This window comes from Paenibacillus thermotolerans (assembly GCF_028745515.1).
Taxonomy (GTDB): Bacteria; Bacillota; Bacilli; order Paenibacillales; family YIM-B00363; genus Paenibacillus_AE; species Paenibacillus_AE thermotolerans.
This window is the reverse complement of record NZ_JAQZSG010000036.1, coordinates 27,763-43,188: the sequence shown is the minus strand read 5'-3', so window position 1 is coordinate 43,188 and position 15,426 is coordinate 27,763. Positions and strand designations below refer to the sequence as shown.

General features: G+C 51.6%; 11 protein-coding genes, 2 pseudogenes and 1 riboswitch. Of the genes and pseudogenes, 2 read left to right on the top strand and 11 right to left on the bottom strand.

Annotated features, from left to right (window positions below; translation table 11 throughout):
• Positions 1-275: 275 nt before the first annotated feature.
• Positions 276-1,172, bottom strand: a pseudogene (locus PT964_RS22195) (aldo/keto reductase).
• A 201-nt stretch (positions 1,173-1,373) separates the two neighbouring features.
• Here PT964_RS22195 and PT964_RS22190 point away from each other — a divergent pair.
• A complete protein-coding gene (locus PT964_RS22190) occupies positions 1,374-2,210 on the top strand; it encodes a DUF92 domain-containing protein (protein ID WP_274365548.1) in 837 nt (278 codons plus the stop codon).
• 16 nt (positions 2,211-2,226) lie between these two features.
• On the opposite strand, the gene PT964_RS22185 is transcribed toward PT964_RS22190, so the two are convergent.
• Both PT964_RS22185 and pyk read right to left on the bottom strand, forming a co-directional pair.
• Complete coding sequence (locus tag PT964_RS22185; protein WP_274365547.1) at positions 2,227-2,712, bottom strand: metal-dependent hydrolase; 486 nt, start codon at positions 2,710-2,712, stop codon at positions 2,227-2,229.
• A gap of 90 nt (positions 2,713-2,802) precedes the next feature.
• Positions 2,803-4,223, bottom strand: a pseudogene (pyk, locus tag PT964_RS22180) (pyruvate kinase).
• Between the two features lie 112 nt (positions 4,224-4,335).
• On the opposite strand from pyk, the gene PT964_RS22175 reads away from it, so the two are divergent.
• Positions 4,336-5,127 (top strand): AraC family transcriptional regulator, encoded by a 792-nt coding sequence (locus PT964_RS22175; protein WP_274365546.1) that lies wholly within the window; start codon positions 4,336-4,338, stop codon positions 5,125-5,127.
• Positions 5,128-5,139: 12 nt separating this feature from the next.
• Here PT964_RS22175 and PT964_RS22170 read toward each other — a convergent pair whose 3' ends face one another.
• The 8 genes from PT964_RS22170 to PT964_RS22135 all read right to left on the bottom strand — a co-directional run bounded on the left by PT964_RS22170 (position 5,140) and on the right by PT964_RS22135 (position 15,355).
• Positions 5,140-5,652, bottom strand: a complete 513-nt coding sequence (locus PT964_RS22170) for a hypothetical protein (protein WP_274365545.1) — start codon at positions 5,650-5,652, stop codon at positions 5,140-5,142.
• A 68-nt stretch (positions 5,653-5,720) separates the two neighbouring features.
• On the bottom strand, positions 5,721-7,994 hold the full coding sequence (locus PT964_RS22165; RefSeq protein ID WP_274365544.1) for a glycoside hydrolase family 3 N-terminal domain-containing protein: 2,274 nt from the start codon (positions 7,992-7,994) through the stop codon (positions 5,721-5,723).
• Positions 7,995-8,158: 164 nt separating this feature from the next.
• Entirely contained in the window at positions 8,159-9,112 is a 954-nt protein-coding gene (locus PT964_RS22160; protein ID WP_274365543.1) for an EamA family transporter, read from the bottom strand.
• A gap of 122 nt (positions 9,113-9,234) precedes the next feature.
• Positions 9,235-9,344, bottom strand: a riboswitch (purine riboswitch).
• A gap of 141 nt (positions 9,345-9,485) precedes the next feature.
• Positions 9,486-9,956: an ArsI/CadI family heavy metal resistance metalloenzyme gene (locus PT964_RS22155; protein ID WP_274365542.1), complete on the bottom strand. Its 471-nt coding sequence runs from the start codon at positions 9,954-9,956 to the stop codon at positions 9,486-9,488.
• Between the two features lie 320 nt (positions 9,957-10,276).
• Positions 10,277-10,723: a MarR family winged helix-turn-helix transcriptional regulator gene (locus PT964_RS22150; protein ID WP_274365541.1), complete on the bottom strand. Its 447-nt coding sequence runs from the start codon at positions 10,721-10,723 to the stop codon at positions 10,277-10,279.
• Between the two features lie 211 nt (positions 10,724-10,934).
• Positions 10,935-13,442 carry a DNA internalization-related competence protein ComEC/Rec2 gene (locus PT964_RS22145; protein ID WP_274365540.1) on the bottom strand — a complete coding sequence of 836 codons (2,508 nt, stop codon included), beginning with the start codon at positions 13,440-13,442 and terminating at the stop codon, positions 10,935-10,937.
• A gap of 83 nt (positions 13,443-13,525) precedes the next feature.
• Complete coding sequence (locus PT964_RS22140; RefSeq protein ID WP_274365539.1) at positions 13,526-14,035, bottom strand: deoxycytidylate deaminase; 510 nt, start codon at positions 14,033-14,035, stop codon at positions 13,526-13,528.
• Between the two features lie 27 nt (positions 14,036-14,062).
• A complete protein-coding gene (locus PT964_RS22135; RefSeq protein ID WP_274365538.1) occupies positions 14,063-15,355 on the bottom strand; it encodes a homocysteine synthase in 1,293 nt (430 codons plus the stop codon).
• Positions 15,356-15,426: the final 71 nt, after the last annotated feature.

Sequence of the window (15,426 nt, the reverse complement as noted above, 5' to 3'; positions counted from 1 at the left end):
GATGCAGTTATTCGGCGTTTTGAACGGAGTTTTCAGTTTTAACGGACACCAGTGCAGTTATTGCCTCGAAAAAGCGATGATAAGCGGCAAAAAGCGGCATTTAGCGTCTGTGGTGTCCGTTAGCGATTTGGCGGTGGGCAAAATGGCGATATAGCGTCTGTGGTGTCCGTTATTTTGAAGATTCAACCGTTTATGGCTATCCGAACCATATTCCCATAAAAAAAACAAGAAGCCCGGCACGAGGTTATGCCCTCGCTCCGGCTTCTTTCTATGGACTATTCAAGGCCGATCCAGCTTTCGTCGGCGACTTCCTTCCACCGGCGTCGAATCGATTCGTAAGTCTCCTTGGGCAAAGCGCCTTGCGCAACGATCCTTGCGTTCTCGATCCAGCGGCTCGGCTTCGCCGTTCCGACAATTGCCGTATGTACGCCGGGCACGCTCAATGTGAACCGAAGCGCGTTCCCGACTGCTTCTTGCATGTCACCGGTGAGCTCCGGGTAAGCAAGCTTCTGCAGCCGATCCCAATATGCTTGAATGTACGTATTATCGGGTCTCGTCGCATATTGCCATGACGCATTCGCGATCGGGCGCTTGATCGTCACGCCCATTCCGCGTTTCGCCGCTTCCGGCAGCGTAAGATCGATCGCCTCTTGATCGGCGACGTTCAGCGACGTTTCCAACGAGTCGAACGCGCCGCACGTCACTGCGTAGAGCGCCGCCTTATGATCGCCGCTGTAACCGATGTAACGCGTCTTGCCTTGCTCTTTGGCCCGGCGCAGCACGTCGATGACGTCTCCTTGACGCAGCACGTCTTCGCTGCAGCTGTGCAGGTGAATGACGTCTACATAGTCGGTGCGTAAACGTTTCAAACTTCTATCGATGCTGTCCGCCAGCGTCTTCGGATTCCAATCTTGTCCCTATAATCCGGCAGCATGTCCGCATTTCGTGAACAAGAAATATTCGCCGCGGCGATGCGCCACGGTTTGGCCGATCAGCTCCTCGCTCGTCTTGTAACATTCCGCAGTATCGATGATGTTGAGGCCCGCGTCGATCGCGCTGCCGAGCAACCGCTCCACTTGCGCCGAATCCGCGCCTTGGAAGCCGATCTCCGCCCCGCCGAATCCGAGCACGCTGACTTCCATGTCCGTGTTTCCGTACTTTCTGCGCTCCATCTCGATTGCACTCCCTTGCGATTGATGATAACTACTGGCACTAGTTTACACCATTTCCCAAGCAGATGCGACCGTCCTAAAGTATCCCTGACGACACAAGCATACGCCGATTGATCGACCGAGCCGGAAGCGGCAGCCTTATTTCCAGTTGACCGCTTGTGCCGGGATATACTAAATATAAGCATAGGGGGTTGGAAAGCAGTGGAATGGTTAATAGGTCTGGCAGGTAGTGCAGGGATTGCGGGGGCGGCATACGCGAAACGGTCGCTGTCCGGCTCCGGCTTCCTTGCTGCGGTGGTGCTAGGTACGGTGATGTACTCGCTCGGAAGCGCAGTCTGGTTCGGATCTCTCATCGCTTTTTTCGTTTCGTCGACATTATGGTCCCGGTGGAAAAAGCGAGCAAAAGAAAAGGCCGAAAGCGGTTATGAGAAAACCGGGAGACGCGATGCCGGTCAGGTGCTCGCAAACGGAGGGCTGGGGGTGCTGCTGTGCACGGCTAATTGGGCGTGGCCGCATCCGCTTTGGTGGTACTCCTTCCTCGGCGTGATAGCGGCGGTTACGGCCGACACATGGGCTACGGAAATCGGCGGTTTGAGCCGGACGCCGCCGAGATCGATCAAGACGGGCCGGCGCGTTCCGCCCGGAACGTCCGGAGGCGTCTCCGGGCTCGGCTTTGGCGCTTCGCTGGCCGGCGGCCTGTTTATCGGAGCCGCGGCGTGGACGCTGCTCCTGGCGGTTCCCGGCCAAGCCGCGCCGGATGCGGTCGCCGCTCCGCTAAGACCGGTTGCCTGGATTGGAATTGCCGGACTGGCCGGCCTCATTGGGTCGCTTGCCGATTCGTGGATCGGCGCCACATGGCAGCAAATGTACCGCTGCGGTACTTGCGGTCGCGAAATCGAGCAAGCCCGCCACTGCGGCATGCCGGCCGTGCGGATTCGCGGCCGGGCCGGCTGGAACAACGATGCCGTCAACGTCGCCTGCTCGCTTGCAGGCGGCGCATCCGCCGCCTTACTGGCCCTTGCACTGGGCTTACTTTGACAATTTCTGAAGCTTATCATTTCATAAGCGGAATCCACAAGCTTGCGGCAAGCAAAACCCAGCGAAACGCCGTTTCACCGGCCGAGCCGGTATCAATCGCCATAAACTTGGGGAGCAGGCGAAAATGCCGCTTCAACGGCCACAGCAATTCTACGCCTCGCTCATTAAGGAGATCAATGATCGGGTGCGAGGCGTAAGCAACGATAAACGTCCAAAAAAACAGCGCAGGCAAAGGAGACGCCGCGAACATCAGTGCGAGCAAGAAAAGAATGGAATGAGTCAGTGAACGATGACGCACCTTTAGAACCTTCAATAGAGCCGATAAAGGAAAAAGCACCTTTGCCATCGTGGATCCTTGTTTATCGACGTCGGCCAATGTTCCGGATAAACAACCTAGCAATAAAGCGCCGGCCGCCTCCCACGATATAAACGGTATGTCGCGATAAACGAGAACGAGCTCGGCGGCTACGAAGCCGGCAACGCTATGGGTTTTTTGCAGCATTTTAACGCCCCTATTCGACAGATTGTGTCAACCTTATAGTATTCGGGCGTTGTCCGGATAATAGTCCGTCGCTCTGCTGCAATAATAGACTTACATTTGGTGTATCTTAATCAAATTCGTTTTTCCCGTTTCGCCAATCGGTACTCCGGCAGAGATAACGACAAAATCGTCTTTTTCAATAAATCCGAGTTTGGCGCAATGGATTATCGCGGTTTGAAACATTTCATCGGTTGTCCCGACACTTTCTCCAATCATCGGAATTACACCCCATAGCAGGCACAATTTAGGAATGACGTGCGGGTGTGGAGTTATTGCCAAAATGGGCGCTTTGGGACGATATTTAGAAACCATTCGGGCAGTGAACCCGCTTTCCGTCGGCGTAATGATCGCCTTTGCGTTTATTTCCAGGGATGAACTTACGGCTGCATGACTGATTGTTTCGGTAACGTTTGAAGTTTGCCTTGTTCTTTTTGCGGAACGTTGCCGGTCGGAGTCTAGAATATGTTCTGTTTTTGCCGCAATGGTCGCCATTGTTTGTACCGATTCGATCGGATACTTCCCCGCTGCGGTTTCGCCTGATAGCATTAAAGCATCCGCCCCTTGTTGTACGGCTGTAGAAACGTCGGTGACCTCCGCTCGAGTAGGCCGCGGATTTACCTGCATCGATTCGAGCATATGAGTTGCTACAATGACGGGTTTAGCGGCATCGTTACATTTTTCAATCATTATTTTTTGCAGCAGAGGGACATCTTCAACCGGAATTTCGACCCCTAAATCTCCGCGCGCGATCATAATTCCATCAGAAACTGCAACAATTTCATCTATATTCGAAACGCCTTCCTCATTCTCAATTTTCGAAATGATTTGAATGTGTGCCGCATTGTTTTCAGCCAATATATTCCTTACTTCTAGAATGTCGCCGGCTTTCCGGACGAACGATACGGCTATGATGTCGATTCCGGTTTCCAGTCCGAAATGGATATGACGAATATCCTGCTCCGTAATACCGGGCAAAGTCGTTCTTACGCCGGGCAGATTAACGCCCTTCCTCGGTTTGAGAATCCCGCCCGTTACGATATTGCAATGAATATTGCGTTCATCCGAGGAGACCGCACGTAGCTCTATGAGACCGTCATCAAGGAGAATTTTGGCGTTTTCTTCAATAACCTTCGGAAGATCTGCATAATTAACGGAAATTCGATCGGAATCCCCGAGCACTTGATCCGTTGTAAGAATGATTTCCTTTCCTTTCCTTTAACGAGCTCTACGTACGGGTCCTTCAATTTCCCGATTCGTATTTCAGGTCCTTTAATGTCCAGCAAAATCGGCACATATTTTCGTTGGTCAAGAGCAGCTCGTCGTATGTTTCGGATCCGATCGTTATGCTCCTCCAATTCGCCATGTGCCATATTGAGTCTGGCAATGTTCATTCCAGCCTGAATCATCCGGCCTATAACGTCGGTAGAATCGCATGAAGGCCCCATAGTACAAACAATTTTTGTTTTTAGCATGTTAAATACCTGCCGTTTCTGTCGTTTTCACCATATTATCGATATCGCCTTTTCTTTGAAATGTAATATAGTATGATGGGTGTAATATAGTCTGCATAATAGGATGATGGCGATGATCCGAGTTCAAACTTTGCGGCAGGACAGTGTAATGGATTGGTATGAGGAGAAAACTGACGGGAATCGAGCGGATTATTATTTTTGCATTGTCACCTATGGCAAATGTGTATATTGGATAGACGATAAAAAAGTAGTAGCTGAAAAAGGGGATCTTTTATTATTCCCAAAAGGAGCTTATTTCTACGGAAAAAGCATACCGACCGTATTCCATACCAAAACGGTTGCAACCTTCATTCTTACATCGGATTCACCTATTTTGCCTGTTTTGAATTGTAAGGAACACATCCATTCAAAAAAGATCGGAAGTTATGAACTCATTCACGAACGGATGAAACAGCTTTCTCACCAATGGATTGAGAAAACGCCGTATTATGATGTTTTTGCTTCGGCTCTGTTGCTCGAAGTACTGACTCGTTGGAATCAAGAGCTGGATCGGGGCGCAATCCATTCCGAAAAGTACGGATCCGTTGATTTAATGAAAAAATACATACAGGAAAATTATCGCGGCAAAATTACGAAGAACGTCCTTGGGGATGCTATCAGAAAAAGCCCGAACTACGCTGCAACGCTTTTCAGCAAGACGACCGGGCAAACGATAAGCGAATACGTTCACTCCTTGCGAATAAAGACGGCTATTTATATGTTAAGGGAGTCCCAGTTAACGGTCTCGGAGATTTCCGAGTATCTGGGATACAGCGATGTTTCTTTTTTCAATAAAACGTTTCGCCGGTTGACAGGAGTTCCGCCCTCTCATTATTTGAGCGAAAGATCCTCACTCCGTCGTTGAACCGGAATTGCATTACATCGTAATGATCTCATGCCCCTGATGATCTTTACCGCTTATTGGGGGAAGCGAGCCATCTTGTCCGAGTGGATTTTCATAAGTGATAAACCATATTCTGGTTCCGTCAGCGGTTTGAATCATTTTAGCTTTGGTTTCCCCCGCCCGAACTTCAACAATTTCAGGGTCCGTAATAACGCCATAAGAAATATATAAAGATATTTCCTCGCGATTGGAATGCATGGCCGACAAGCCCTTATGCGGATGGAGGGATGGGTATCCTGTTCCTGCTGCCCATTCCCACCGTTCCGATTTTTGTTTGAAAAATGCCGCGCCTAAACCATCGTTACTTCCAAAAAAGACAAGCACGCCATTTTTGAAAATTTCCGCATGATAAATTTCATCCGTTTGAACATCGTCGGGAAAAGCGGATTGAAGTTTCTCTGTAATTAACGGTTCATTCTTCGAACATCCGCTTGTCATAAGTAAAATTACAGAAAAAAAAGTTGCGATTAAACATGTTATCTTCACTCCCCACTCCCCCTTGCACCTCGCCCGCTTTTCATGATTTTACCATATAAAGTTAGCCCGGTTACAAGCTATAAGCCAACCGGCAGCGTACCGGGCGCTTCGGATTGCCCAAAAATCACTCTCAGGCCTGCAGAGATGTTTGGCTCCTCTGCCCCGTAAACGGCAAGTGCAGTGCTGACGTCCCGCAGAAAAATCAGCTCATACGGATTGCCTAAGGAAAGCAGCACATAAGGTTTGGAATGTGTGTTCAAATCATGAATTAACGCTTGGTAGTCCGGCCAATTATGCTTGTTTAGGGGACTTCGGAACTGGTAGGATGCCGCGATTACGAAATCGGCCCTGGTAATCGCCCTCGCCGTCTCTTCCTGGCTTGCTTCACCTTGGATCACTGTGTCCACGCTGAATCGCCGAGGCAAACCGAGTCCCTTCAGAAGGCTCTCGATCAACTGTGCCTGTGACGCATTTGGCGCTACGACAGCAACGACATCCCCATCGCTAATTTGATACGCAAGCCGTCCGCCGCCATCGTTCAATGCGGTGACGGCAGCCTCTGCAATCCTTCGTTCAATTGCGCGGTGCGACGCCGAACCCACAACAAGCTGCACATTTTGAAGTTTGGATTGCAACGGCAACGGCAACGGCTTCGCAAACAATCCATATTTGTGCTTCAGTCGCAAAATACGTTTTACGGACGCATCCAGCTGCTGCTCTTGGAGCTCACCTGTTTTCACCGCCCGTACAATCGCGTCGAAAGCGTCCGTAATATTCCGCGGCATCAGAACGATGTCTACGCCTGCAGATATAGCGCGCACAACCGCTTCTTCTTCGCCAAAGTGTTGCGCAATCCCGTTCATCGTGAACGCATCGGATATCACTACTCCTTGAAAGCCCAATTCATCCCTTAACAGTCCAGTGACCACTTTTCTTGATAAAGTGGCAGGCAAGGAGATGCTCGAACCGTCCTTCTTCGAGCGAACCGTGCCGTCTTCAATAGCCGGAAACGCGACATGAGCAGTCATTATCATATCCGCGCCCTGCTCGATCGCTTCCCGAAACGGACGCAGCTCCACCTGCTCCAACCGCCCGCGGTCATGCGCAACGACAGGCAATCCCAGATGCGAATCTTCAATCGTATCTCCATGACCGGGAAAATGCTTAACCGCCGAAATAACACTTTCCTGCTTCAATCCTTTCAAGAACGCTACGCCTAACTTGGAGACAAGCCCCGGATCGGATCCGAAGGAACGGATACCAATGATCGGGTTGTCCGGATTGACATTCACATCAAGCACCGGCGCAAAATCCAAATTCACCCCAAGCGCTTTAAGCTCGGCTCCCGTTACTTTACCTGCTTCAAACGACAATGCCGAATTTCTCGTGGCTCCAAGTGCCATTGCGCCGGGAAGATTGGTTCCCCCCGGAATACGTTTGATCACGCCTCCCTCCTGATCAATGCCCAGGAATAAAGGGATATCGCCCGCAAGCTCTTGCAGATTATGATTTAGGGTCGTCATCTGCTTCATGTCTGTTATATTTTTTTCAAATAAAATCAGGCCTCCCAACCGGTGGTCCCGAACCGTCGATGCAATACCCGCATTTGCAGTAATCGTCGGTTTGTTTTGCCACATACGGATATCCGGCATTAGCATTTGTCCCGCTTTTTCCTCCAGTGTCATCAGCGACAGGAGTTGATCCCAATCCTGGGCCTCAATCGCCTGCTCCCTTTTGAACTGAATGACACGGGATAGAAATACGGCATATTCCGCCCGATTCACGGCACGGTTCGGCCGAAAAGAGCCGTCCGAATATCCGCCGACCAATCCGTTGGAAGCAAGCAGCCTAATAGACGCTTCAGCCCAGTGACCCTCAATGTCCCGCAATTTTGCCTGTCGGTTTCCGGCAGACAGATCATAAGCGCGGGATAGCAACGCCACGGTTTCTGCGCGGCTAATCGGAGCGTCCGGCTTGAACGAGCCGTCCGGCAGACCGCCTGCCAAGCCCATATCGGAGGCAATGATAATCTCCCGATGAAACATGTGGGTGCCTGGAACATCCGGATAACGCCTCTCCGCAGATGGAGTCGCTTCCGGATACAGCTCACGCACTAAATAAGTAACGGCTTGCGCCCTTGTGATCGAAGTCAATGGCTTAAAGCTGCCGCTGCCGTAACCGGCGACTGTTCCCCGGTCGGCTAAATAATGAATGTCGTCCGCTGCCCAGCTTACATTTTGCAAATCTGTGAAACGCTGAGCCGCCTCAGCTCCCGGAACGTTTACAATTGCTAGAAACACAACCATGCCCGCAAAACACAGCTTCGCAAGAAACTTCTGCCAATTATTCATGATGGTTCCCCTCTCTTGTTGTATGCTTGGCTTATGTAAGCATATCACATAAAAAAAGCCATGCAGCTAAAAAAACTGCATGACACTTTATAGTCCGAAGGCCCAAACGCGAATAGCGTTTGCACCTACGGAACGCGCCGCATTCCTGGCGTCCCCGGATAATCTCAAGAATAAATCGTTTTTGACCGCGAAAGCCGGTATTTTTGCAGTTCGGGCAGCGCCACTCCGATGAGCACGATGATCACGCCGATCCACTGCAGTCCGCTTACATGCTCGCGGAGCACGATGGAGGACATAAGCACCGCCACCGGAAGTTCAGCTGCGCCGATGATACCTGCCATATCCCCGCCAATATGAGGTACGCCGATCGCGAACAGTACGGGCGGAATGAATGCCCCGAAGAAGCCGAGCACCAAGCCAAACACTAGAAGTTGGCTCCAGATCAATCCGTTGAAGAGAAATATTGGCGGGAACAAGATGAAGAGCAAGATCATGCCGCCCGTTACCATCCAAGCACTCCGGTATGCCGGATGCGCAGCCGGCACGGCCTTGCCGCTAAACAGGACGAACAGCGAGTAGCTTACCGCCGCCATCAGGCCGAACGCCATGCCCAAAACATTGAATTCGCCAAGACCCTGCTCCAAGAAACCCGCAGCAAGCGGCGTGCCGCCGAACAGGACCAGCAGCGCCAGCAGCGTTACTTTATCGGGCCGCTGGCGCTTGACCACCGCCTGAATCAGCACGCTGATCCAGGTGAACTGGAACAACAGGATGATGGCCAGCGATGCCGGAATGTACCGCAGCGATTGATAATATACGAGTCCGGTGATGACGGTTGGCGTACCCGCTGCCATCAGCAGCAGACGGTGTTTCCACGTCAGCCGCTGTAAGACATGGGTCTGGGCAGCTCCGCCTGGGTGTTGGCCTGCTTCGCGTGCCCTCCTTCTCCGTTTGAATTTGGTGTATAGAGCGAGCATCCACGACAGAATAAATCCCGTCAGCAGCTGGCTTCCGACCACCTCGCCCAGTTGATAGCCCTGCCCGTAAGCCAGAACCACAATCGTCGATAATATGCCGTAACTCATCGCTCCCGCGAGAACGGCTACATAATATTTCATTGCTTCAAATAACCCCCTGCTGTCCAGAAAATGCGTTGGCATGTCATGCATGTCGTTCATGCCCCGGGTCACATGACGGCTCGGACGCAAAAAATCCTAACCCCGTCGCCAGAAACGAGCGAAAAACTCGTTAATGGCTTCGTAGTTAGGAAGTTAAGGCTCCCTGTAGAAACCCTCGCCCTGCGTATTCATCGGCCTGCGAGGTTATACGAATGGAATATGAAATTCGTGCTTTTCCTTAGCGAAATGCTCTTATGACAACGGATCATATACTACATGGCAGGTAAGATGCTGTCAACACCTTTGTCGAAAAACCGCCTGTTAATGACAACGATGTGTTCTCTCAAAAGGAAATCACCGGGACATCCACGAGTCAGCAGCATTGATTACTCTTTATCTCGGCAAGAGGAATGGTGACTTGCTCCGGTGCAGGCGCGCAGCAAACGGACGGCACCGCGCGGTCCTCCGCCGGTTCGAATTCGCTGTCCGCACGCGTAAAGAACACTTCCCACGGGTTACCCTCAGGATCGGTGACCCAAATCTTGTCTTGCACCGCATAGCAGCACGTGGTGTTCATTTCGTCAAACGAAACTAACCCTGCCTGCTGCAGACGTTCTTTGGCAGCGAGCACCTCATTGGTGTTTTTTACTTGGAAACCAAAGTGGTTTAAGACGCCTTTGTTGTCAAATTCCCGTACGTTAAGGGAAAAATGCAATGCTGGATCATCAAGTTCGAATTTTGCGTAATTGTCTTTCACCTTTGTCGGCTCCGCGTTGAACAGCTTTTTGTAAAACTCCAGGGACGTTCCCAAATTTCTCACATTGATGGCTACATGCATTTTCATTTTAAAAACTCTCCTTTGTGTTTTTGAGTGTTAAATCGCGCAGCAAACTTTCGAAGTGCAGCAGTCTTGAGCGGGATTCTCTTGCTTTATTGCCTCTTTCGAGTGGTTATTCGTTTTAAATTTCCACGAATGTCTGGCTTTATGTTCAATCTGGCTTTGTTGTTGACGTGCAAGCATTTCCATAACGTAATCATTCATCTCATTCACCTCCATTGGTTATTTTCGTTTGGAATCAGAGCAGCAATCGTAGCAACAGTACATTGTTTCCACCTCCATTTACTTGTAAATTGCAAGTATATGAGAAATGAATTGGGATGATTTCATCCCAAGGGAGTACAGCACATTTTCGATTTTGCCATGCTTTCGTTTAACAATTTGATCGAGCGGATCACCATATCCTGCTCAAATTCCGTCATGCGGGAAAAGATGTCGCTTAAGTATTCTTTCATCTGCTGGTCTATGACGGTGGTCACGTATTTACCTTGCGGCGTGAGTGATAAGATACTCACGCGCCGATCGTCAGGGTGCGGCGTTTTCTTGACCAGCTCCATGTTCACCAACGTCTGAACCTGACGGCTGAACGTCGTAATGTCGACCGCTAAAGTTTCCGCAATTTGCTGCATGCTTGGTTGATGCTGCGTGTCTATTTCATACAGGATGTGGCTCTGAATGAGCGACAATTCGGTACCGCCCGTACTGCAGCAGTTTTTATTGAGAAGCCCGAAACGTCGGGTCATCACTTGAAACAACTTTCTAAGGTCTTCCATTTGTTTCACCTCTGATATTGTTATACACCATATATTTGCATTTTGCAAGTATTATCTTAAAAATTTTCTTTAGCAATTGTTTAAGCAGTAACCAAAAACAAAGGAGCCTTACGGCTCCTAAAAGTAACGCCTATACAATACCTTTCGCCGTTCTCCTCGTAACTGAACATAAATCCATGCAGTGATTGCTTTTTCGTGCCCTAACAACCCATTAGTATCCGAACACGGGCCACTTCGTCCTGACCATGAGCTTGCTGCCGGTTGCGATAAACTGAATTTCTCCGTGAAGATCCGTTCGCAATGCGGGGATGCCGAGCACGCGGAGGCGATCTGTTACCGATGGGTGAGGATGCCGGTACACATTATTGCGCCCCGCCGATATGACGGCAACAGACGGCTTCCATAGTCGAAGCCACTCCTCGGTGGATGAGGTTTTACTGCCGTGGTGTGCCAGCTTCAGCACATCCGCTTTAATGACTGCTGTAAGTTGCTGATTCGATTTCAGCTTCGAAGCGATAAACTTCTCTGACCCAGCTTCAATGTCGCCGGGGAGCAGGAACGTCCGCTTGTACATTTCCAGCTGAAGCACCAGCGACGCATCGTTCTGCTTATCAAGGAATACTACATTCTCTCTATTTTGCGGCTCCTCCGGGTGCAGCACCCGTATCGTTGCGGCACGGTCCGCTCGGATCACGTCCCCTCCATAGATGGGGGAAATCGGGATGCTTTTAGCCAATGCGCTTTCCATTAACGCTTTGAATGCGGATGAGTCAGCCAGCGTGCCGTTGAACCGGATTCGATTAACCGGAATATGACGAAGCACCGCCTGTAAGCCCCCGATATGGTCGACATCCCCGTGTGAGATGAAAAGCTCGTCGATTCGGTGCACTCCGCGCCGTTTCAGCAGCGGGACGAGCAGCTTTTCGCCTACCTCGTACGGATGCCTCCTCTCCCTCCACGCATCGCGCGTTTTGCCGAACGTCAGCGTGCCTCCTCCGTCAATCAATATGTGTTTCCCATACGGGGTTCGAATAAATATCGAATCTCCTTGTCCTACATCGATAAACGATACCGTTCCGCTTCGATCGAGCGCATCCGGTACGTATGCATAGACGAGTGCAAGAACAAGCAGTGTAGCTGCGGCGCCTGCGGCAATCGATGGATGAATGCGTATCCGTAGATCTAACGCAAACGCTTCCCCCGAGGCGACGGCAAGCAGCCAATAAACCGCTGCGTAATACAGCGCGATCCACCAAATCGGAGGACTCGCCCAGATCGTATAACCCCAGTCCAACGCATTCAAGCGCTCGACCGCCCAAAAGCTTCCTTCCGTCACGCGCTCTGCGAGCCATGCTGCTGCAAGGGCCGCCTTCAGTGAAACAAACGACAGGAGCAGAGAAATCGTGCCGACCGGAAGAACGATGATGCTAAAAAGCGGCACCATGGCAAAATTGGCAGGCAGCGAAAAGAGAGAGAAGCCATTGAAATAGTATAGCGTCAAGGGGAAAGAAACAGCCTGGGCAACAACCGTTACCGAGACAGCCGATTTCAAGCCTTGATGACGGAACGGCAGCACGGCGTTCAAACGGGGCACTCCGATGATCAGACCGGCCGTTACTGCGAAAGACAGCTGGAAACTCACGTCATGCAAGTAGTACGGGTTCCACAGGAGCATCGCGATTGCCGCAAAGCACAAAATATGCAGACCGTCCTTAAGCAGGTGTCTCCTTGCCGCATACAGCCCCAATACCCCCATGATCCCGGCCCGCACAACCGAAGGCGAGGCGCCTGTCACGATAACATATAGGGGCACTGCCAGCATGGCGATCGTCAGGCGGGTTTCCCGTGTCAGCGGCGTACGACCGAGCAGCCACAGCGCCGCTCCGACAAAAATCGCAACATGCAAGCCGGAAATCGCCAATATATGCGTCATGCCGATTTGCGAAAACTGCTGAAGCTGGTCCGGATCCAGTCCATCCCTTACGCCGATGATCAGTCCCTGCATGAATCCCGCATACGGTGCCGGATACAGCCTGTCCAACCGTTGCGACAGCATGTGCCGAAATTCGTCCACGTAAGCAAGCATTGAAGAAACGCTCCTCATGTTTGCCTCACCTAGCGTTACATTCGACAAGCCCTTCACATGCACCGTCCAATGAACATGCTGTCTTCGCAAATAATCGGCGTAATCGAATGCGCCGAAGTTGGATGAGCGCATCGGCGCTTTCAATACGCCTCTGGCCTCTAGCATGAATCCGCGTTTCCAGGCATGCGTCTCAAGCTTCTCCTCCTGAGAATCGAGGCGAACGTATAGCATCACCCGTTCCTTCAAACGAACGGAATCTCCGCCGGCCAAGGCAACCCGCTCCGTTTCCAGTATCGTCGACACCCGGTCGCCGTCGGTCTCAATATTGCCGACGATCGTTCCCCGCACAACCGCTTCCGCTTCCTCCAAGGTACCTTCCTTCAGCGAAACGGCCGAAACGTTCCGTTGGTCCGTCTGCATGTACCACAATGCTCCAAAGACGAAAATAACGGTATATAACGCAACGCTTTGGAATCGCTCCTTTTTATCCGAATCGACCCGAATCATTGCCATTGCGGTCCAAAAACAGGCGATTGCCGCGACAGCGATGCAGGTTCCTATTTCATCTCCGGAACCTGCGGCCGCCATGCCCAAAACTAGATGGATCGCCGCTCCTACAATCGGACGTTTCACTCCGTACCCTCCTTCATAAACGCAAAAAGCCGCCCTTGCATTAAGGGCGGCGTGTGCTTCACGTCCAACATCGATATGCTGCTTTACGTAGTTACTTTATCGGGAGCGATGCCTGCGGGCGGTTCGTACGACTCAAGGCGCCGGAAGCGAATGCCCATCTGATTCATCAGCGATTGAACCTTCTCGGCATCCTTCAAATATTCCCGGTGGTAGACAATCTCAGTGACACCGCTGTTGGCGAGCATATTGGCGCACGTCCAGCACGGCTGGTCCGTGACGTATACGATCGCCCCTTCGCGGTCGGTCCGGTCGGTAAACAGCAGAAGGTTCTGCTCCGCATGTATGGTTCGGACACAACGCTGCTTTTTGATCAGCCGCTCTTCGCCGTCCACCACGGCCGCCTCGTACTCTTCAACGACCATACAACCGGCCTCGGAGCAATCCGGCACCCCCATAGGCGCCCCGTTATACGCGGTGCCGAGAAGCTTCTTGCCCTTCACCAGCACAGCACCGACTTTGCGCCGCGAGCATTGGGATCGGGTTGAAGCCATATATGCGATATCTAGAAAGTAAGTGTCCCAATCTTTGCGCATGCTGCAGGTTGCTCCTCTCGATTGTAATTACTGCTGACTGGCCTTCAGTGCCTGCTCCAAATCGGCGATGATATCGTCGATCGATTCCGTGCCGACGGACAATCGAATCATACCCGGTGTCACTCCGGTGGAAGCAAGCTTCTCGCCTTCCAGCTGCGCATGTGTCGTGCTCGCCGGATGGATGATCAACGATTTGCTGTCCCCGACATTGGCAAGATGAGAAAACAGCTTAACGGCGCCGATCAGCTTTTTGCCCGCTTCGACTCCGCCGTTTACCTCGAACGTCAAAATAGCTCCTTGTCCTTTAGGCAAGTAACGCTGAGCCAGCGAATAAGAAGGATGGCTTTCAAGTCCGGAGTAGCTCACGTTCGATACGGCCGGATGGCTTTCCAAATATTTGGCCACCGCCAGCGCGTTGCTGCTGTGACGCTCCATTCGCAGGTGCAGCGTTTCCAAGCCTTGAAGGAGCATAAATGCGTTAAACGGAGACAAAGACGCGCCCATATCCCGGAGCAGCTGGACTCTCATCTTAATAATATAAGCGATCGGTCCTACGGCATCCGTATAGACGACACCGTTATAGCTCGGATCCGGCTCCGTCAGCCCCGGGAATTTGCCGCTCCCCTTCCAATCGAACGTGCCGCCGTCCACGACGACGCCGCCGATCGACGTGCCGTGACCGCCGATAAACTTCGTAGCGGAGTGAACGACAATGTCGGCTCCGTGCTCGATCGGACGAAGCAAATACGGGCTGGGAAACGTGTTATCGACGATGAGCGGAATGCCATGCTCATGCGCAATGTCGGCGATGGCGCGAATATCCGCTACGTCCCCTCTCGGATTGCCGACCGCCTCAACGTAGAGCGCTTTCGTGCGTTCTGTGATCGCCGAGCGAAACTGTTCCGGATCGTTCGCATCTACAAAATTCACTTTAATGCCGATCTTCGGAAGCGTCACGGCAAATAAATTATACGTTCCCCCGTAGAGGCTCGCGCCGGAAACGATTTCATCCCCTGCGCCGGCAATATTCAGAATGGAATATGTAATGGCGGACTGACCGGATGCGACGGCAAGCGCGGCCTGCCCGCCCTCCAGCGCGGCGACCCGCTTCTCGAACACATCGGTCGTCGGGTTCATAATCCGCGTATAAATATTTCCGAATTCCTTCAAGGAAAACAAATTGGCCGCATGCTCGGCATCCCGGAACCCGTAAGAAGTAGTTTGATATAAAGGCACTGCGCGAGAGAGGGTCGTCGGGTCCAGTTCTTGTCCTGCATGTACCGCAAGCGTCTCAAGGGACCATTTGGGCTCGTTTGACAATATAAAAACCTCCTGAAGTGAAAAGTCATAATATTTTAATTATTCTCGCATACCTTACCACGGTTGAAAAG

Excerpts from the sequence above, each read along its gene's own strand:
- PT964_RS22185 (WP_274365547.1), bottom strand. The coding sequence starts at position 2,712 with ATGCTGCAAAAAACCCATAGCGTTGCCGGCTTCGTAGCCGCCGAGCTC.
- PT964_RS22175 (WP_274365546.1), top strand. The coding sequence starts at position 4,336 with ATGATCCGAGTTCAAACTTTGCGGCAGGACAGTGTAATGGATTGGTAT.
- PT964_RS22165 (WP_274365544.1), bottom strand. The coding sequence starts at position 7,994 with ATGAATAATTGGCAGAAGTTTCTTGCGAAGCTGTGTTTTGCGGGCATG.
- PT964_RS22160 (WP_274365543.1), bottom strand. The coding sequence starts at position 9,112 with ATGAAATATTATGTAGCCGTTCTCGCGGGAGCGATGAGTTACGGCATA.
- PT964_RS22155 (WP_274365542.1), bottom strand. The coding sequence starts at position 9,956 with ATGAAAATGCATGTAGCCATCAATGTGAGAAATTTGGGAACGTCCCTG.
- PT964_RS22150 (WP_274365541.1), bottom strand. The coding sequence starts at position 10,723 with ATGGAAGACCTTAGAAAGTTGTTTCAAGTGATGACCCGACGTTTCGGG.
- PT964_RS22140 (WP_274365539.1), bottom strand. The coding sequence starts at position 14,035 with ATGCGCAAAGATTGGGACACTTACTTTCTAGATATCGCATATATGGCT.